The following is an 18,767-nucleotide window of genomic DNA, read 5'->3' as shown; positions in this document are numbered from 1 at the left end:
GGAAGTCCCCGACGCGCTGGCCGGGGGCGTGGTAATCGCCGCCGCCGGCCTCGAACGCGAGGCTCTCCCACTGGCGCTGGAAGGCGATGCCGGCGAGGGGGCCATCGGGATAGTCGCGCGCGGGATCGATGCCGACGACGAGGCCGGAATTGGCGTTGAACTCGGCGCGCGAATATTGGCTCATGCCGTTGGTGACGACGCGGCCCTCCTCGCTGGTCGCGGCGACGACGCGGCCGCCGGGGCACATGCAGAAGCTGTAGACGGTGCGCTCGTTCGCGGCGTGGTGCGCGAGGCTGTAGGCGGCGGCGCCGAGGTCCGGGTGCCCCGCGCACTTGCCGTAGCGCGCCTGGTCGACCCAGCTCTGCGGATGCTCGATGCGCACGCCGATCGAGAAGGGCTTGGCCTCGAGATGCACGCCGCGGCGGTGGAGCATCTCGAAGGTCGGGCGCGCGCTGTGGCCGACCGCCATCACGACGTGATCGGCTTCGAGGAAGCTGCCGTCGTGGAGATGCAGGCCGCGCAGGCGGTGGTTGCCGCCGGGCAGGCGCTCGAGCTCGAGATCGTCGACGCGGGTTTGCCAGCGATATTCGCCGCCCAGTTCCTCGATCGAGCGGCGCATGCTCTCGACCATGCTGACGAGGCGGAAGGTGCCGATATGCGGATGCGCCTCCCACAGGATGTCGTCAGGCGCGCCGGCCTTGACGAACTCCTCCAGCACCTTGCGGCCGAGGAAGCGCGGGTCCTTGACGCGGCAATAGAGCTTGCCGTCGGAGAAGGTGCCGGCGCCGCCCTCGCCGAACTGGACGTTGCTGTCGGGATTGAGCTCGGCGCGGCGCCACAGGCCCCAAGTGTCCTTGGTCCGCTCGCGCACGATCTTGCCGCGGTCGAGGATGATCGGGCGGAAGCCCATCTGGGCGAGGATCAGGCCGGCGAACAGGCCGCACGGTCCCGCGCCGATCACCACGGGGCGGAGGCCCGACCAGCCTGAAGGTGCGGTGACGGGCGGGCGCCAGGCCATATCGGGCGTAGGGCGGACGTCCTTGTCCCCGGCGAGGCGTGCGAGCACCTCAGCCTCGTTCCGCAGATCGATATCGAGCGTGTAGACGAGCTGGATCGCGTTGCGGCGGCGCGCATCGTTGCCGCGCTTGAACAGCGCCCAGGAGACGAGATCGGCGGGCGCGATGCCGAGGCGTTGGCAGATCGCGGGCGCGATGGCGTCGGGTGCGTGGTCGAGGGGAAGGGAGAGACCGGAGAGACGGAGCATCGGGGGGCTCTAGGCTGGATTTGGAGTCTTTCCAATTCCTCCCCGGGAGGGGGAGGGGGACCGCCGAAGGCGGTGGATGGTAGTTCGCCAAGCAACGAACCGGCTCGCTTGTGGAGACTACCCCTCCACCAGCTTCGCTGGTCCCCCTCCCCCTCCGGGGGAGGAATTGAATGCTCGTCTCTTGCCGCCCTTCCTCAACCCGTTAAACCCTTGCCTCAAAGGGATTGGGGGATTCTGGATGGCGACGGTGGCCGACGAAGTGCAGCCCGAGCGCGAACCGAGCAAGGCCGAGATGCGGCAGGTGGTGACCGCATCGTCGCTCGGTACCGTATTCGAATGGTACGACTTCTTCATCTACGGCACGCTCGCCGCCTCGGGGATCATCGGGCGCACCTTCTTCGCCACCGGCAATCCGGTGATGGAGGCGCTCTATGCCTGGGCGGGGTTTGCCGTGGGCTTCGGCTTCCGGCCGCTCGGCGCGGTGCTGTTCGGCTATCTCGGCGACAAGCTCGGGCGCAAATACACCTTCCTCGTCACGATCACGCTGATGGGCATCGCCACCGCGGGAGTCGGCTTCGTGCCCTCCTACGCCTCGATCGGCGCCGCGGCGCCGGCGATCGTGATCGGGCTGCGCATCCTGCAGGGGCTGGCGCTGGGCGGCGAATATGGCGGTGCGGCGATCTATGTCTCCGAGCATTCGCCCAAGGGCAGGGCCGGCTATCACACCAGCTTCATCCAGGCGAGCGTCGGCGGCGGGTTCGTGCTGAGCCTGATCGTGGTGCTGGGCACGCGCTTCGGGATGGCGCCGGAGACGTTCGAGGCGTGGGGCTGGCGGCTGCCCTTCATCTTCTCGATCGCGCTGCTCGCGATCTCGCTGTGGATGCGGGTGAAGCTCAACGAGAGCCCGGTGTTCCGCGCGATGAAGGAGGCCGGGGAGACCGCGAAGAACCCGTTCGTCGAGAGCTTCACCTATCCCGGCAACCTCAAGCGGCTGTTCGTGGCGCTGTTCGGCATCGCCGCGGGCCTCACGGTGATCTGGTACACCGCGACCTTCTCGGTGCTGTCGTTCCTCCAGGGCACGATGCGAGTCGATACGGTGACGGCGCAGCTGCTCGCGGGTGGGGGCGCGGCGGCGGGGCTGTTCTGGTTCGTCCTGTTCGGCAAGCTGTCCGACCGCGTCGGGCGCAAGAAGCCGATCGTGCTCGGCTACGGCTTCACGCTGTTGATGCTGTTCCCGCTGTTCTGGGTGATGGGGCATGCCGCCAATCCCGCGCTGGCCGATGCGGCGCGCAACGCGCCCGTCGTCGTCTCCGGGCCCGACTGCAGCTACGATCCATTCGCCGCCAAGCAGAAGGACACGTGCGGCCAGCTGCTCGACTATCTTTCGAAGAAGGGCGTTCCCTATACCAAGGCCGCGACGCCATCGGCCGCGGTCGCGATCGGCGAGGTGCCGGTGATCTCGACCGAGCCCGCCGATATCGACAAGGCGCTGGCCGATGCCGGCTACAATCTCGACCGGGTGGTGCCGAGCGCGGGCAACATCCTGCTGATCCTGGCCGCGATCGTCGCGCTGGCGGCGCTGTCCGGGGCGACCTACGGCCCGGTCGCGGCGCTGCTCGCCGAGCTGTTCCCGCCGCGCATCCGCTACAGCTCGATGTCGATCCCCTATCATATCGGCACGGGCTATTTCGGCGGATTCCTGCCGCTGATCAGCCAGTATATGGTGGCCAAGAGCGGCGATCCCTATTCGGGGCTGTGGTACACCTGGATCGTGGTGGCGATGGCGCTGCTGGTGACGCTGTTCTTCCTCAAGGAAAGCGATCTCCACAAGAACGCGTGATTGCGGCGGCCGGTAAGGCCCCTTAACCGGAGGGGATGATTCCCGCGCCTCTCCGCCTGCGCCTCGACGGCGACGCCCTCGTCTTCAACTGGCGGACGCTCGCCGCGATGAGCGGACCGGCGGCGTGCGGCGCGGCGGCGAAGGCGGACGGCTATGGGCTGGGCGCGCGCGAAGTGGTGCGGCGGCTGGCCGGGGCGGGGTGCCGCGATTTCTTCGTCGCGACTTGGAACGAGGCGCTGGCGCTCGCCGATCTCGGCGTGGCGGTGTCGGTGCTGCATGGGGTGCGCGAGGAGGACCTGCCGGCTGCGCTCGCGGCCCAGACCGTGCGGCCGGTGCTCAATACCGTGCAGCAGATCCGGCGGTGGCGCGAGGCCGGCGGCGGGGCGTGCGACGTGATGGTCGACACGGGCATGAACCGGCTCGGCATCCGGCCCGAGGATGTCGCGGCGGGGCTGCTCGACGGACTCGCGGTCGAGACGCTGATGAGCCATCTCGCCTGCGCGGACGAGGACGTGCCACTCAACGCGGCGCAGCGCGAACGGTTCGCGGCGCTCGCCGGACGGACCGCGGCGAAGCGGATGAGCCTCGCCAATTCGGCGGGGATCGCGCTCGGCGCGGACTATGCCTTCGACCTCACCCGCCCGGGCATCTCGCTCTATGGCGGGGTGCAGGCGCCGGCGTTCGCGGAGCGCATCCGGCAAGTGGTGTTCCCGCAGGTGCAGCTGCTGCAGCGGCGGCTGGTCCCCGCGGGCCAGAGCGTGGGCTACAATGCGACCTGGACCGCGCCGGCGGATACCGAGGTGGGGATCGTCAACCTCGGCTATGCCGACGGCTATCTGCGCTGCTTTTCGGACACGGGCGTCGCCTGGGCCGGGGACATCGAGCTGCCGGTGATCGGGCGCGTCTCGATGGACCTGACCGCGCTCGACATGAGCGGCGCGCCCGACCTCGCCGAGGGGGATTGGGTGACGATCGACTATGGCTTGCCGCGGACCGCGGCGCGCTCGGGCCTGTCGCAATATGAGCTGATCACCGGGCTCGGCGCGCGCTTCGACCGGCTGTGGGAATAAAGCGGCGAACGGTTCAGCGTTGCGAAAGGGGCGATCTGGCACCATCTTCTTCTGACCATATGAAATGGAGAAGTGAGATGCGCGCATTGCTGACCGCCGCCTCGCTCGCGCTGCTGGCTCTTCCCGGTGCCGCGATGGCCGAGGAAAAGGCATATCCCAAGGGCGAGGCCGAGCTCGCCAAGATGCTCGAAGGCCGCGTGGCCGGCACGCCGGTCAAGTGCCTGCCGACGCATGCGATGGACAACAGCACGGTGATCGACAAGACCGCGATCGTTTATCGCAGCGGCTCGAAGCTCTACGTCAACCGTCCGCGCTCGGGCGCCGACCAGCTCGACGACGACGATATCCTGCTGACCAAGCTCTATGGCAGCCAGCTGTGCAACGTCGACAAGGTCGATCTGATCGACCGCAGCTCGCGCATGTGGAGCGGCTTCGCGGTGCTCGGCGACTTCGTGCCCTATACGCGGGTGAAGACCGGCTCGCGCTGAAGCGGGCCGCCGGGCCGATCCGCTCGGTGAGGCACTCGAAAAAGGCCGGCGGCCTCGAATGAGGCCGCCGGCCTTTTTTATCAATGGCTGCCGGATCGGGAGCCGACGCGAGCCGCAGACGAGGCGATGATCGAACGGGCACGCCCAAGAAAAGGGCGGCCATGCCAAGCATGACCGCCCGAAAGTCGTAGGTTTTTTCGAGACGCCTTAGAACACCTTTGCCGTGACGTTGGCGAAGACGGTCCGGCCGACGAAATCGAAGCCGCTGTACAGGGGCGCATTGCCCAGGCGGTTGAACACGTAACCCGAAATCTGCGGCGGCTCCTTGTCGGTGAAGTTCCGCACGCCGACGGTGAAGGTGTAATCGCCGGTCCTCACACGGACCGAAGCCGAGTGAGTGAAATAGTCCGGCGTGGCGAACTGATAGATGCTGTTGTTCCGGTCTTCGCCGACCGCTTCGAAGCTGTCCATCTTGCCGACCCAGTTCAGCCCGTAATAGAAGCTGACATTGCCGATCGCGTAGGTGGCATCGAACGTGCCGGTCCACTTCGGGAAGAAGATCTCACCGTTGTCGTCGTCCAGCTCATCCAGCGGATTGATCTTGCTCGACTGCTCCAGGTAGTTCGTCGCGCCGGCGTTCAGGCGCAACGATCCCTCTCCAATCGGCAGCACGTAACGCAGGTTGAAATCAAGCCCGCGAACCTTGTTGGTCGCGATATTGATGAATGCGTTCGTCACCGTGGCGCGATACGGATTCGTACCCGATGCAGGCTCGCGGGAAACCAGCCCGCACAGCTCACCGCCATTCGAACCAGCCGCAAACTCCGGATCGTTGTAGCACGACGAGATGATGTTCCCGCCACCGAACTGCGCCACGCCGTTGTCGATCTGGATGTTGAAATAATCGACCGCGAACTCGAGCTTGCCGAGCGAGGACGGCAGGGGCGGCTGCAACACCGTACCAATGGTCCAGTTCTTCGACGTTTCAGCTGCCAGGCCGCTGCCCGCGCCGCCAGTGGTGAGGACGCGGACGTTCTGGCCCAGCGGATCGCCCGCAGCGCCGCCACCGTAATTCGTCGGAATTCCGGCCGCCTGACAGTTCTTGTAGATCGTCGAGGCCGGATCGCGCTGACCGTACTGGTAGCAGGGATCCACCGTGTTGGCCAGGAAGCCCGCCGTCGGCGACTGATACTGCTCGGAAAGCGCCGGGGCGCGATAAGACGTGCCATAGGTGCCGCGGAACAAGATCGCTTCGACCGGCGACCAGACGGCGCCCAGCTTGTACGTCCAACCGTCGCCGTAGCTGTCATAGTCGGTATAGCGCACCGAGCCGTTGAGGGTCAGCGTATGGAAGAATGGCTGATCGCGAAGGATCGGGAGTTCAATTTCGCCGAACACTTCCTTCACGGCATCCCTGCCCTGCGTGACGCCGGCCGTCGAATAGGAATAAAGCTGACCGGTCTGCTGTTCGATCGGCGGGCGATCGTCGATGCGCTGCTTGCGGTATTCCGCGCCCAGCGCAACGCCGACATCACCGCCCGGCAGCGCGAAGAGGCTGCCAGTGAACTGCGCGGAAAACGTCGTCTCGCCGAACTTCGTCGTGCCTTTGACCTCAGGCGCCACGAAATCAAGGAAGGACTGCGGGATGTTCCCGTTGATCACATCCGCGGTCAGAGCCGGCGCGGCAACGCAGCCGTTCGAGGTGTCGACGCAATTGTAACCCCCGCTGCCGTTCGCGACGATCGCCTGCGACTGGATCAAACGCGAGGTGATCAGCTGCTGCAGGTAGTAGGTGCCGTTGGTGAACGAACGTCCCGCGTAGAAATCATAGGTCCAGTCCCCGAGACCCAGATTGCCCCGAATGCCGCCGCCGATCCGGAAGTAATCGACGTTCTGGCGGCTTTCGTAATTGCGGCTGGTGAACACACGCACGCCGACAGGGAACCCACCCGACTGGTCGGTAACGCCGATATTCGAGAACGACAGCACCGACGGGATCAGCGGGCTGCCCAACCGGTAGTCGATGATTGCCTGGAAGAAGGTGGGCTGGTTCGACGAACGACGCGTGAACAGCCCGTCGAAGTACAGCTTCGCGTCGCCCAGCGCATTCAGGGCGAACTCACCCTGAAGGAAGCCGCTGTAATTTTCGGTCGGCGACACCAGCGAGCGATTGAAGAACTTCTCGTTGACCAGGTCACGGTTGCCGAGGGCGGTCGATCCGCCGCCATTCACGCCTTCGAACCCAGGAACGCTGCCACCCGCCGCGGGATTGACGCGAAAGCGGTTGAAGGTTCCGATTGCCGGGTTGCCCGGACCGCCGGCCGCGCCGGCGCGATTGCTGGTGCCGATGGTGTTGACCGTGACGCCGCTCAAGCCGGTCGCGCCGCTGGGATAGCATTTCGGCTTGCCGGTGCGCGGATCGAAATAGCCACCGCTATCCAGGGGCTGGCCGGGTGCCGACCGAATATATTCGGTCTGGCAACGGAGATAGTCGTGCGCACCAAAGGTAAGGATGTCGCGCTTATAATATTCGACCGATCCCGACACGTTGAACCGATCGGTGTTGTACCCGAAGACCGCGGCGATGCGCTTCGTGACGCCCTCGCCGACCTCCGGAACCGACACGCCGCCGTCGAGGGTGAGGCCCGCCGTCTTCTTGTCCGTGATGATGTTCACCACACCCGCGATCGCATCCGAGCCGTAAATCGACGACGCGCCGTCTTTCAGGATTTCGATACGCTCGACGATGGCGTTGGGCAGAACGTTGAGATCCGCCGACACCACGCTGCCGCTGGTGCCCGACGGCGCCAGGCGGCGGCCGTTGAGCAGAATCAGGGTCCGGGCGGGGCCAAGGCTGCGCAGCGACAGCGTGTTCGCGCCCGGGCCGCCATCGGTGATAAAGCCGGTGAAGGTGTTGTCGATCTGACGCGCACCGGCGGTGATGGCCGTGCTCTGCAGGATTTCCGTCGTGGAGTTGAAGCCGGCGACGGTCGCGTCGTTGCGCGTCACGACCGTGATCGGCGAAGGCGAGTTGAAGGTGTCACGCCGGATGCGCGAGCCGGTGACGACGACGGTATCGTCGGCGCCCTCTTCGGTCGCGGTCTGCTCAGCCTCTTCGGTGGCGGCCTGATCGGTCGGCGTTTGCTGCGCCCAGGCGATTTGCGGAATGGCGAAACCCGCGCTGACGAGCGCGGTCGCCGTCAAAAGACGACTGATGTTCATCTGGGTCCCCTATGCTCCCGGCTGAATGCCGGTCCGTTTCATAAGAAACCGCCTTGTTCATCTTGTGGCAAGGAAACTTGCCCCGCGCGGCGCAATTTAAAAACCGAATGTGGCCAGAATGTCACATTTGTGCAATGCAACATTCATCTTGGGGCAATGAAAAAATCACACTGAGCGCCGCGACATTTCATTTGTTGCGTGCGCGAAGGTGGCTGAGTCAGCTCCGCTCGACGCACATCGCGATTCCCATGCCGCCGCCGATGCACAGAGTCGCCAGACCCTTCTTCGCGTCGCGGCGCTGCATCTCGTAGAGCAGGGTGGTCAGCACGCGCGCGCCGCTCGCGCCGATCGGATGGCCGATGGCGATCGCGCCGCCATTGACGTTGACCTTGTCGGGGTCGAAGCCGAGCTCCTTGCCGACCGACAGCGCCTGCGCGGCGAAGGCTTCGTTGGCTTCGATCAGGTCGAGGTCGGCGATCGTCCAGCCGGCCTTCTCCAGCGCCTTCTTCGACGCCGGGACGGGGCCGATGCCCATGACCGAGGGATCGACGCCCGCCGTGGCCCAGCTCCTGATCGTCGCGAGCACCGGCGTACCGCGCTTCTCGGCCTCCTCGCGGCTCATCACCACCAGCGCCGCGGCGCCGTCGTTGAGGCCCGAGGCGTTGCCGGCGGTGACGGTGCCGTCCTTCTTGAAGGCCGGGCGCAGGCCGGCGACGCTGTCGAGCGTCGCGCCGGCGCGGATATATTCGTCCTGCTCGACCACGGTGTCGCCCTTGCGGCCCTTGATCGTCACGGGAGCGATCTCGTCCTTGAAGCGGCCTTCGCTGCGCGCTGCCTCGGCGAGGTTCTGCGAGCGGACGGCGAACTCGTCCTGCTCGCCGCGCGTCACCTGATACTGCTCGGCGAGATTCTCGGCGGTGATGCCCATGTGATAGCCGTTGAACACGTCGGTCAGGCCGTCCTTGATCATCGTGTCGATCAGGCCGACATCGCCCATCTTGGCGCCGGCGCGCAGCGACTGGGCGTGCGCGGCGAGCGACATCGATTCCTGGCCGCCCGCGACGACGATGGTCGCGTCGCCGGTCTGCACCGCCTGCGCCGCCAGCGCGACGGCGCGCAGGCCCGAGCCGCACACCTGGTTGAGGCCCCAGGCGGGCACTTCCTTGGGCACGCCCGCGGCCATCGACGCCTGGCGCGCCGGGTTCTGCCCCTGCGCGGCGGTGAGCACCTGACCCAGGATCACCTCCGACACCTCTTCGCCCTTGACCCCGGCTTGGGCGAGGGCCGCCTCGATCGCGACCCGGCCGAGCTCGTGCGCGGGGGTCGCGGCGAAGGCGCCGAGAAAGCTGCCGACGGGGGTGCGCTTGGCGGCGGTGATCACGACTTCGGTCATGGGTGCGGGACTCCGGTTGGTTTCCCGCTATCTAGTGTTCGGCAGCGCGGTTAGCCAGTCGGCAAGCGGTTGCCACAGAGACCTTTTGGCTGACGAGCCGACGACCATCCCGACATGGCCGAGCCGCAGCTCGCGGCGGTCGGGGAGGCCGGCGGCGCTGGCGGCGGGAACGATGCGGTCGGTGAGCGAGACGAACTCGACCGCGGGGCAGGGAAGGGCGGCGGGGTCGGCGGTCGCGTCCGCCACCCGCCACTTGCCCCGGCCGGGCAGGTCGGCGGTGAACAGGTCGTCGAAGACCTGGCGCCCGGCGGCATAGGTCAGCGGGGCGCCGGCATTGGCCCAGTCCTCCATCGCGACGAAGGATTTCGCCTCGGCGCTCGCCGGGTCGAGCCGGCCGAAGCGCTCATATTTGGCGACGGTGCGCGCGGGGTCGAGCTGCCAGAAGCCGGCCTGGAGCACCTCCATGGGAACCAGGCCGAGCGTCTCGCAGGTCTCGTGCGCGGCTTGCCACAGCGAATCGATGCGCTCGAGGGCCTGCGTTCCGAAGCCCGAGAAACGCCATGGTGCGGCGATCAGCGCGAGGCCGCGCACCGGCACCGCGGCCGCCGCGGCCATCGCCATCGTGCCGCCCAGGCAATAGCCGGCCAGCGCCGCCGGCTCGCCGATGCTGCGGAGCAGCGGAATCAGCATCCCCTCGATATGCTGCGCCACATCCTGCGTGCGGTCCTGCGGCGTCGGCGTGCCCCAGTCGACCAGCAGCGGCCGCACCCCCTGGCGCGACAGCCAGCGCAGCAGCGAGCGGCGATAGGGCATGTCGAGGATCAGCGGCGGGTTGATCAGCGAGGGGACGAACACCACGGGCGGGCCGTCTCCGCCATAGTCGCGCAGCATTGCACGGCCTGCTTGCGCAATGGCAGGCATCGGCCGGCGCGGGCGCGGGCGGCGTGCGGCCTGATAGGCGGCGAGCCCGGCCAGCGCCGCCGCGCGCCGCTCGGGCGATGCTGCGGTTTCGCTGCGCAGCAGTCCCAGAAAGAGAGGGAGCGGGCGCGGTCCGTGTTGCGGTGCGTCATCAAAGGGTGTTAGGACCATATCAAACACCCGCGGGGGTCACGATGAAGAAAACGGCGAACACCGACGGCCCGGTCATCATCAAGAAATACGCGAACCGGCGTCTCTACAACACCGAAACCTCGTCCTACATCACGCTCGACCATCTCGCCGCGATGACGCGCGAAGGGCGCGACTTCAAGGTCATCGATGCGAAGACCGAGGAGGACATCACCCACAACGTCCTCACGCAGATCATCATGGAAGAGGAAGCGCGCGGCCAGACGCTGCTGCCGGTCAACTTCCTGCGCCAGCTGATCGCGCTCTACGGCGATTCGATGCAGGCGGTGGTGCCGGGCTATCTCGAAGCGTCGATGGAGAGCTTCCGCCGCAACCAGGCGCAGTTCAAGTCGGCGGTCGAGGGCGCCTTCGCCAACTCGCCCTTCGCCGAGATCGCCAAGCGCAACATGGCGATGTTCGAGGCCGCGGCCGAGGCGTTCAAGCCCGGCGCCCCGGGGGCTCCCGGCGCGCCCGCCGCGCCGGAGAAGAGCAAGGACGAGGAGATCGCCGCGCTCAAGGCCCAGCTCGCCTCGCTGCAGGACAAGATCGACAAGCTCGGCTGAGGCCAATAGTCTCCCCCGAAACATAGGGGAGCTGCATGAAGACTTTGGCACTGGCCGCCGCGATGCTCGTGGCGGGGACCGCGCTCGCGCAGGCGCCGGCGGTCGATCGCTACATCCATGCGGGCAGGTTGATCGACCGGCCGGGCCACGCGCCGCGCGGGGCGAGCACGATCGCGGTCAAGGACGGCAAGATCGTCGGCGTGTACGAGGGGCATGTGACCCCGCTTGGCGAGGCGCCGGTGATCGACCTGCGCGACCGCACCGTGCTGCCGGGACTGATCGACAGCCATGTCCATCTGAGCTCGGACCGCGCGGGCCAGGAAGGGCTGCTCGCCGAGCTGACCGAGAGCGACCAGCTCGGCGCCTACGAGACGCTATGGAATGCGCGCAAGACGCTGATGGCGGGCTTCACCACGGTGCGCAATCTCGGCGACGAGGGCGCGACGCTGGCCTTGCGCGAAGCGATCGCGCGCGGCTGGGCCGACGGGCCGCGGATCGTCGACGCCGGGCGATCGATCTCGACCACCTCCGGCCATATGGACGCGCGGCTCGGGCTCGACGAGCATCTCCATGCAATCGTCGGCACCGAGAATCTGTGCGACGGACCCGAGGAATGCCGCAAGGCGGTGCGCCGCCAGATCGGCCGCGGCGCCGACGTGATCAAGATCGCGACCACCGGCGGGGTCAACAGCCGGATCGGCGCCGGGCTGGACAAGCAGATGTTCGACGACGAGGCCAGGGCGATCGTCGAGACCGCGCATCTCTATGGCAAGAAGGTCGCGGTGCACGCGCATGGCGCGGACGGCATCGCGGTGGCGCTGCGCGCGGGCGCGGACTCGATCGAGCACGGCACGCTGATGGACGAGGAGAGCATCGCCCTCTTCAAGAAGACCGGCGCCTATTACGTGCCGACGCTGTCGACCGTGAACGGCTATCTCGAGCGGATCGCCAAGGATCCCAACGCCTATCCGCCGGCGGTGCGCGCCAAGATCGACTGGCGCATCGGCATCACCGGCAAGGCGCTGGAAAAGGCGGTGCCGGCGGGGGTCAAGATCGCCTTCGGCACCGATGCCGGCGTCTCGAAGCACGGCCGCAACGCCGACGAGTTCGAGTTGCTGGTCAAGCACGGCATGACGCCGATGCAGGCGATCGCCGCGGCGACGGTCAACGCCGCCGACCTGCTCGGCCTGGCCAAGGAGGTCGGCAGCATCGAGCCGGGCAAGAGCGCCGACATCATCGCGGTGAGCGGCGATCCGCTGGCGGACGTCAAGCTGCTGAAGTCGGTCGGCTTCGTGATGCGCGCCGGGGTGGTGCACAAGGGGCCGTGATGCGAGTTCCTCCCCGGAGGGGAGGAACGGGATGTTGCTTCAGCCCGGCTTGCGGAACTTTAGCGTCATGCGGTCGCTCTCGCCGATCGCCTCGTACTTGGCGCGATCGACGTCCTTGAGCGAATAGCTCGGCGGCAAGGTCCAGACTCCCTTGGGCCAGTCGGCGGTATCCCTGGGATTGGCGTTGACCTCGCTCGCGGCGACGAACTCGAAGCCGGCGTCGGCGGCGAGCTTCCTGATCGTCGACGTCTTGATGTAGCCGCTGCTCTTCTCGCGCTCGGCATCGGCGTTCTCGGGCAGGCGGTGGTCGACGATGCCGAGCGTGCCGCCGGGCTTCAGCATCGCGAAGATCTGCCTGAAGGCCTCCGGGGCATAGTCCTGCTTGTCGTCGCGCTGATAGCCCATCCGCCAGTTGTGGACGTTGCGGAAGGTGAGCACGACGTCGACGCTGTTGTCGCGGATCCTGGGCTCGCCCTCGTTCCACACCGGGAAGGCGGCGAAGGCGACCTCGCCATAGGTCGTCGAATCCTTCTGGCGGAGATTCTGCACGCCCTTGATGCCGTTGGGCCAGGGCGCCGCCGCCCACAAGGTGCCGCGGCCCTTCTTGAGATAGGGGGCGAGCACCTCGGTGTACCAGCCGCCGCCGGGCCACAGCTCGACCACGGTGTCGGTCGGCTTGACGCCGAAGAAGGCGAGCGTCTCGGCGGGGTGGCGATATTTGTCGCGCGCGCTATTGGCCGGGGTACGCGTGGGCGCGGCGACCGCGTCCTTCAATTCCTGGCTGACGCTTCCCACCTGGGGCGCGCCGATCGCGGCGGTGCCCAGCATGGCGGTGGCGGTGGCGGTGACGGCAACGAAGGTCAGGACGTGGCGCATAACGGCTCCTCTCTGATGCGGAGCGATTGGTAAGCGGAGCGGGCGGCGATGCAAGTGGCGTTATCGGAGCCGTTATGGATTGCCGTGGGGGCGTTCGTGGCGGTGGCGGCGGGCAGCGGCCTGGCCGACTGGCGCCGCACGAAACGGCGCGATCTCGACCGTGTCGGCTGGATGCCGTGGACGCTGATCCAGGTGCTGGCGATGCTCGCCGCGGTGGTGACCGCCGCCCTGGCGATCAAGGGCTAAGAACGATTGGCGAGCTTCAATCCTCCCCCGCCAGGAGGAGGTGGCGCCGAAGGCGACGGAGGGAAGGAAGCACGCCGCTCGAGCGTTCTGGCATCCGCCCCCTCCGTCATGCTTCGCATGCCACCTCCCGCTGGCGGGGGAGGATTTGGGTTTGCCTTAGTAGAAGCGGGCGAGGGTGAGCGTGCGCTCGCCGCCGTCGCAAAGCCGCAACCGGACCGTCCGGCCCGGCGCACCGGTCGACCAGCTGGCGAGCGGGCTCGTCGCATAGGCGGCTGGGATCGGCGAACCATCCACCGCGCAGATCTCCATTCCCGCGCGCCACGCCGCCGCCGCAGGGCTTCCGCGCATCACGTGCAGGACGCGCAGGCGGTCGCCGCGCTGGCTCACCATCAGCCCGCTGGTCGAGCGAGTCACCGGCCAGTCGCTGCGCGCGGCCGGGGCGAGGATCATGCGGCCCGCGCCCGGATCGAGCAGCACGCGATGCCGCCGCAGCAAGCCGCCGCCGACCCGGCCCGCCGCGCCCTTGCGCGACGAGAAGCCGGTATCGGGCTCGATCCGCAGCTCGACCTCGCCCGCGGGCAGCGATTCGATGCGCAGCGCGGGCACGATCGCGACCTCGCTCTCGACCTCGCCGCCCAGGCCATAGGCGACGGCGGTGGTGACCGGTCCGCTCGCGTGCCCGATCCCGCGCCACGCGGCGCTGGTGAGGGTGACCATGCTGCCGTCGCCGGTATCGACGATCATGGGACGGTGGCGCCGTCCGCCGATGTCGAGCTCGCTCAGGTAGAGACCGGTCGGGCCGGCGAGGCGCAGCGGCGCGGTGACGCCGCGGAACGGCATGCGGCCCGACGGGAGCAGGCGGAAGCGCTGCGCGTCATAGTCGATCTCGAGCGCGTGCGCGGCGAGCAGGTCGGCGCCGACGAACAGGTCGACCGGCGCCGCGCCGGTGACGCGCGGGTCGGCGTCGATGATCGCGATGCGGCCGCCGGTGCGCACGAGGCCGCCGACCTCGACTCGATCGACCGCGCTCCAGCTGAGCGGCACGCTGCCGCCGATCGCATCGGCGCGGCCGGCGACGAGCGGCTTCATGCCCGCGGCGCGCGCGAACCGCGCCGAGACCGCGGTGTCGGTGACGCCGGTGTCGAGGATCGCGTCGACCCAGCGCCCGTTGAGCAGGGTGCGGAAGCGGATCTGATTGCCCGGGGTCAGCTCGAACGGCACCCAGCGCGCTTCGGTATCCGCGGCGAGGTGCGAGACCGCCGGCGCGGCCTGCACGTCGGATGCGGGCGCGATCAGCGCGAGCAGGGCGAGGGCGAAGGTCATGGCCGCGCGAAGATCCATCCCGGCGAGCGTATCGCGCGCGCGAACAGACGCCAGCGGTTGCGGGCGTGGTTAATGTCCCGTTTGCAAACGCAAGCAGGCGGCCGGATGATTACAGGCAAGCCTCGAGCAGCGCCTGGTCGAAGCCGAACGAGCGCGCCTTTTCGAGCGTATAGGGGCGCAGGCCCATCGAGCGGTACTCGCCGATGATCTTGCCGTCGGAGCTCTCGTCGAGATACTCGAACTTGAACAGCTCCTGCGTCACGATGACGGGGCCCTCCATGCCGATCACCTCGGTGATGTTGGTGACGCGGCGGCTGCCGTCGCGCAGGCGCTTGACCTGGACGATGAGGTCGACCGAGTCGGCGATCTGGCGGCTGATCGCTTCCTTCGGGATCTTGATGTCGCCCATCATCACCATGTTCTCCATACGGCCGAGGCATTCGCGCGGGCTGTTGGAGTGGAGCGTGCACATCGAACCGTCGTGACCGGTGTTCATCGCCGACAGGAGGTCGAAACACTCCGATCCGCGAATTTCGCCGAGGATGATGCGGTCCGGGCGCATACGCAGCGCGTTCTTGACGAGGTCGCGGATGGTGATCTCGCCCTGGCCCTCGAGGTTGGGCGGGCGCGTTTCGAGCGGCAGCCAGTGCGGCTGCTGCAGCTTGAGCTCGGCCGCGTCCTCGATCGTCAGCACGCGCTCGCCCGGGTCGATCATCTTCGACAGGGCGTTGAGCATCGTCGTCTTACCCGAGCCGGTGCCGCCCGAGATGACGATGTTGAAGCGGCATGCGCCGGCGATCTTGAGGCATGTCGCCATCTTCGTCGACATCGAACCGAAGCCCGCCATCATGTCGAGCGTGATCGGCTTGTCGGAGAATTTACGGATCGAGATCGCCGTGCCGCGCAGCGACAGCGGGGGCACGATCACGTTGACGCGAGACCCGTCCTTGAGGCGCGCGTCGGCGAGCGGCGTGGTCTGGTCGACGCGGCGGCCGACCGAGTTGCAGATGCGCTGCGCGATCTGGAACAGATGCTCCTCGTCGCGGAACTGGATATTGGCGAGCTCGAGCTTGCCCTTGCGCTCGATGAAGGTCTGGTCGGGGCCGTTGACCATGATGTCGCTGATCGCGGTGTCCGCCAGCAGCTCCTCGAGCGGGCCGAGGCCGAGCAGCTCGTCGACCAGCACCTTCTCGAGCGCGAACTGCTCGCGGCGGTTGAGGGTCAGCTTGAGCTCGGCGAGCACCTCGCCGATGATCGGGCGGAATTCCTCGGCGAGCTCGTCCTTGTTGAGCGTCGCCGCCGCCTCGGGATCGACTCGTTCGAGCAGGCGCGGAAGCACCTGTTCCTTGATGCGGTGGATCGAGGCCTCGAATCCCTCGCTGCGCGACGAGCTGGGCTCGCCGGTGGCGGCCTGGCGGTCGGCTAGACGCTGCAGCGCCTCCGATGAGGACTGGCTGCCGCCCGAGCTCTCCGGCTTCTCCGGCTCGCTCTGGCTGGCGCCGGGAAGCGGCACGTCGTGGAGCGGCGGGAACTGCTCGCCGCCGAGCGGCTCGGCCTGGCGGGCGGGCGCGCCGCCCTGCATCGGCCGCGCGACGCCAAAGGCCGGCCGGGCCGGTGTTGCCCCTGGTCCGCTGCGACGTCCGAATGCGCTCACGCTTGTTCCCCGATTACTCCAACGACGAGGGGATAGCGGGCAAGATTTGACAAGTTCCTAACCATCGCGGCCAGCGTGCGGATTTCAGATGAACGGCCCTTTCGCGCGATCGCGCGCGCGCCGGGGCGGCAAGCCGCCGAGCGACCGGAACTCGCGCGTCATATGCGCCTGATCGGCATAGCCGGCAGCTGCGGCGGTATCCGCGAGCAACGCGTCCGGCCGCTGGATATCGCTGACCGCGGTCCGGAACCGCAGCAGGCGCAGATAGCTGCGCGGCGGCATGCCGGTTTCGCGTGCGCAGATGCGCTGCAGCTGGCGAGTCGACAGGCCGGTGATATGCGCGAGCTCGGCGACGCTCGCGGCATGGCGGATCGCGGCCAGCGGCGGCGGGACGGTGCCGTGGAACAGGGCGGCGAGTCGGGGCATCGGATCGCCGTCGTCGGGAAGCAGGGCGGCGAGCGGCGCGCGCGGCTGAATTGCGCGCCAGCGGTCGGCGAAATCGCGGCAGGGCTCGCCGTCAAGGAGGTGCCAGGCCCAGGGCCAGAGGCGAATCCCGGTGAAGCGTGCGTCGCCGCGGAAGCGCAGCACGGCGGGACGCAGCGCGAGCCCGGTGACGAACAGCTCGGGCTGCTCGCGCCGCCAGACCGAACCGCCCGAATGGCGGCGGATCAGCTCGATGCAACCGTCGGGGACGGCCTGGTGATCGACCCAGCCGGAAGCGGCGACGTCGAGCGTCCACACGGCCTCCACCAGGCCGTCGAGTTCGGGCGGCGGAAGCGTCTCGGCATAGCGCACGCGGCCAGCTTGGCATGTCGCATCGGTTCAAGCCAGCGGGCGCGGCGGCGGCTATGTCCGCCGCAACAGGAGGGAGGACGACATGATCCGGATTTCACTGGCCGCTTTGATCCTCGCGTTGCCCGGGTCGGCGGGCGAAGCGGCGCCGGCCGGCGGGCTGCCCGAATGGCTGGCGGGGCGCTGGTGCACCGTGGAGGGGCCGCGCGGGCGGACTTGCGAGCAATGGCTGCCGGCGGCGGGCGGGACGATGTTGGGGGTCTCGCAGACGGTGAGCGGCGGGCAGACGCGCGCGTTCGAGTTCCTGCGGATCGCGATGGACGGCGGCACCGCGGTCTATTTCGCGCAGCCCGGCGGCAAGCCGCCGGTGGCGTTCCGCGCGGTGGCGGGTGGGGAGGGGGTGACCTTCGTCAACGCCGCGCACGATTATCCGCAGCGCATCCGCTACCGGGTGAAGGGCGATGCGCTTGCCGCCGAGATCTCGCTCGCGGACGGGAGCAAGCCGATGCGGTTCAGCTATCGGCGGGTGCGCTGAGTCCGGAAAACGAGAAGGCCGCGGGGGTTCCCGCGGCCTTTGTGCGTTCGCGTCGGACGAATGGCGCCGGTCAGTCGGCCTTCTCGGCCAGGACCGTCAGGCCCTTCTCGTTCACCTCGGCGAAGCCGCCTTCGACGCGAACGATCTCGGGCGCCTTTTCGGCGGCGGTCTTGTAGATTTCGATGTTGCCGTCGCGGATGGTCGACATCAGCGGGGCGTGGCCCTCGAGCACGCCGAAGTCGCCCTCGGTGCCGGGAACGACGACCATATGGACTTCCTCGGAGCGGACGAGCTTCTCGGGGGTGACGAGTTCGAAGTGCAGCGGCATTTCTTTTTCCTTCAACCCCTCTCCCACTGGGAGAGGGAGGGGCCCATCGCGCCAGCGATGGGAGGGTGAGGGTGATCTCGCGTCGTCACCCTCATCCAACTCCGGCCAGGCAGCAAGCTGCCAAGCCTTCGTATCCTTCTCCCATGGGAGAAGGAGCTTACGCCTCGGCGGCCAGCTTCTTGGCCTTCTCGACCGCCTGGTCGATGCCGCCGACCATGTAGAAGGCGGCTTCGGGGAGGTGGTCATACTCGCCCTCGACCACCGCCTTGAACGACTTGATCGTGTCCTCGATCTGCACGAACGCGCCGGGGATGCCGGTGAACACCTCGGCGACGTGGAACGGCTGGCTGAGGAAGCGCTGGATCTTGCGCGCACGGGCCACGGTCAGCTTATCCTCTTCCGAGAGCTCGTCCATGCCGAGGATGGCGATGATGTCCTGCAGCGACTTGTACTTCTGCAGGATCGACTGGACGGCGCGGGCGGTCTCGTAATGCTCCTGGCCGACGACGCGCGGCTCGAGCACGCGCGAGGTCGAGTCGAGCGGGTCCACCGCCGGATAGATGCCGAGCTCCGAGATCGCGCGGTTGAGCACGGTCGTCGCGTCCAAGTGGGCGAACGAGGTCGCCGGCGCCGGGTCTGTCAAGTCGTCCGCGGGGACGTACACGGCCTGCACCGAGGTGATCGAGCCCTTGTTGGTCGAGGTGATGCGCTCCTGCAGCGCGCCCATGTCGGTCGACA

Annotated in this window: 16 protein-coding genes and 1 pseudogene; 7 read left to right on the top strand and 10 right to left on the bottom strand. The window is 67.8% G+C overall.

What is annotated here, in order from left to right:
• Positions 1-1,264: FAD-dependent protein (locus ABDV68_RS11375; RefSeq protein ID WP_343520057.1), on the bottom strand; the 1,264-nt coding region annotated here is incomplete at its 3' end.
• A gap of 238 nt (positions 1,265-1,502) precedes the next feature.
• On the opposite strand from ABDV68_RS11375, the gene ABDV68_RS11370 reads away from it, so the two are divergent.
• From ABDV68_RS11370 to ABDV68_RS11360, 3 genes are all read left to right on the top strand, one after another.
• Entirely contained in the window at positions 1,503-3,104 is a 1,602-nt protein-coding gene (locus tag ABDV68_RS11370; RefSeq protein WP_343520056.1) for an MFS transporter, read from the top strand.
• A 35-nt stretch (positions 3,105-3,139) separates the two neighbouring features.
• On the top strand, positions 3,140-4,174 hold the full coding sequence (gene alr, locus ABDV68_RS11365) for an alanine racemase (protein ID WP_343520055.1): 1,035 nt from the start codon (positions 3,140-3,142) through the stop codon (positions 4,172-4,174).
• Between the two features lie 77 nt (positions 4,175-4,251).
• Entirely contained in the window at positions 4,252-4,662 is a 411-nt protein-coding gene (locus ABDV68_RS11360) for a hypothetical protein (protein WP_343520054.1), read from the top strand.
• Between the two features lie 207 nt (positions 4,663-4,869).
• Here ABDV68_RS11360 and ABDV68_RS11355 read toward each other — a convergent pair whose 3' ends face one another.
• The 3 genes from ABDV68_RS11355 to ABDV68_RS11345 all read right to left on the bottom strand — a co-directional run bounded on the left by ABDV68_RS11355 (position 4,870) and on the right by ABDV68_RS11345 (position 10,366).
• Positions 4,870-7,884 carry a TonB-dependent receptor gene (locus ABDV68_RS11355; RefSeq protein WP_343520053.1) on the bottom strand — a complete coding sequence of 1,005 codons (3,015 nt, stop codon included), beginning with the start codon at positions 7,882-7,884 and terminating at the stop codon, positions 4,870-4,872.
• Between the two features lie 217 nt (positions 7,885-8,101).
• Positions 8,102-9,277: an acetyl-CoA C-acetyltransferase gene (locus ABDV68_RS11350; protein ID WP_343520052.1), complete on the bottom strand. Its 1,176-nt coding sequence runs from the start codon at positions 9,275-9,277 to the stop codon at positions 8,102-8,104.
• A 27-nt stretch (positions 9,278-9,304) separates the two neighbouring features.
• Positions 9,305-10,366, bottom strand: a complete 1,062-nt coding sequence (locus tag ABDV68_RS11345; protein WP_343520050.1) for an alpha/beta hydrolase — start codon at positions 10,364-10,366, stop codon at positions 9,305-9,307.
• 23 nt (positions 10,367-10,389) lie between these two features.
• On the opposite strand from ABDV68_RS11345, the gene phaR reads away from it, so the two are divergent.
• Together phaR and ABDV68_RS11335 are read left to right on the top strand one after the other, a co-directional pair.
• Positions 10,390-10,947 carry a polyhydroxyalkanoate synthesis repressor PhaR gene (gene phaR / locus ABDV68_RS11340; protein WP_343520049.1) on the top strand — a complete coding sequence of 186 codons (558 nt, stop codon included), beginning with the start codon at positions 10,390-10,392 and terminating at the stop codon, positions 10,945-10,947.
• Between the two features lie 35 nt (positions 10,948-10,982).
• Positions 10,983-12,275 (top strand): amidohydrolase family protein, encoded by a 1,293-nt coding sequence (locus tag ABDV68_RS11335; protein ID WP_343520048.1) that lies wholly within the window; start codon positions 10,983-10,985, stop codon positions 12,273-12,275.
• Between the two features lie 39 nt (positions 12,276-12,314).
• Here ABDV68_RS11335 and ABDV68_RS11330 read toward each other — a convergent pair whose 3' ends face one another.
• Entirely contained in the window at positions 12,315-13,151 is an 837-nt protein-coding gene (locus ABDV68_RS11330; RefSeq protein ID WP_343520047.1) for a methyltransferase, read from the bottom strand.
• Positions 13,152-13,235: 84 nt separating this feature from the next.
• Between ABDV68_RS11330 and ABDV68_RS11325 the strand changes: the two genes are divergently transcribed.
• Positions 13,236-13,397, top strand: coding sequence for a hypothetical protein (locus ABDV68_RS11325; protein WP_343520045.1), 162 nt, complete (start codon positions 13,236-13,238; stop codon positions 13,395-13,397).
• Between the two features lie 156 nt (positions 13,398-13,553).
• Here the strand turns inward: ABDV68_RS11325 and ABDV68_RS11320 are convergent, their stop codons facing one another.
• From ABDV68_RS11320 to ABDV68_RS11310, 3 genes are all read right to left on the bottom strand, one after another.
• Entirely contained in the window at positions 13,554-14,720 is a 1,167-nt protein-coding gene (locus ABDV68_RS11320) for an aspartyl protease family protein (RefSeq protein WP_343520044.1), read from the bottom strand.
• A gap of 109 nt (positions 14,721-14,829) precedes the next feature.
• Complete coding sequence (locus ABDV68_RS11315; protein ID WP_343520043.1) at positions 14,830-16,374, bottom strand: CpaF family protein; 1,545 nt, start codon at positions 16,372-16,374, stop codon at positions 14,830-14,832.
• Between the two features lie 84 nt (positions 16,375-16,458).
• On the bottom strand, positions 16,459-17,169 hold the full coding sequence (locus ABDV68_RS11310; RefSeq protein WP_343520042.1) for a helix-turn-helix domain-containing protein: 711 nt from the start codon (positions 17,167-17,169) through the stop codon (positions 16,459-16,461).
• A gap of 82 nt (positions 17,170-17,251) precedes the next feature.
• Between ABDV68_RS11310 and ABDV68_RS11305 the strand changes: the two genes are divergently transcribed.
• Complete coding sequence (locus ABDV68_RS11305; protein WP_343520041.1) at positions 17,252-17,701, top strand: DUF6265 family protein; 450 nt, start codon at positions 17,252-17,254, stop codon at positions 17,699-17,701.
• Positions 17,702-17,771: 70 nt separating this feature from the next.
• On the opposite strand, the gene ABDV68_RS11300 is transcribed toward ABDV68_RS11305, so the two are convergent.
• Both ABDV68_RS11300 and ABDV68_RS11295 read right to left on the bottom strand, forming a co-directional pair.
• A complete protein-coding gene (locus ABDV68_RS11300) occupies positions 17,772-18,029 on the bottom strand; it encodes an ATP synthase F1 subunit epsilon (protein WP_343520040.1) in 258 nt (85 codons plus the stop codon).
• Between the two features lie 157 nt (positions 18,030-18,186).
• Positions 18,187-18,767: pseudogene (locus ABDV68_RS11295) on the bottom strand (F0F1 ATP synthase subunit beta); the annotation flags it as partial.

Origin of the sequence: Sphingomonas sp., assembly GCF_039595165.1 — a bacterium.
In the GTDB taxonomy this organism is placed as follows: Bacteria; Pseudomonadota; Alphaproteobacteria; order Sphingomonadales; family Sphingomonadaceae; genus Sphingomonas.
This window is presented reverse-complemented; position numbering and strand designations above follow the sequence as displayed.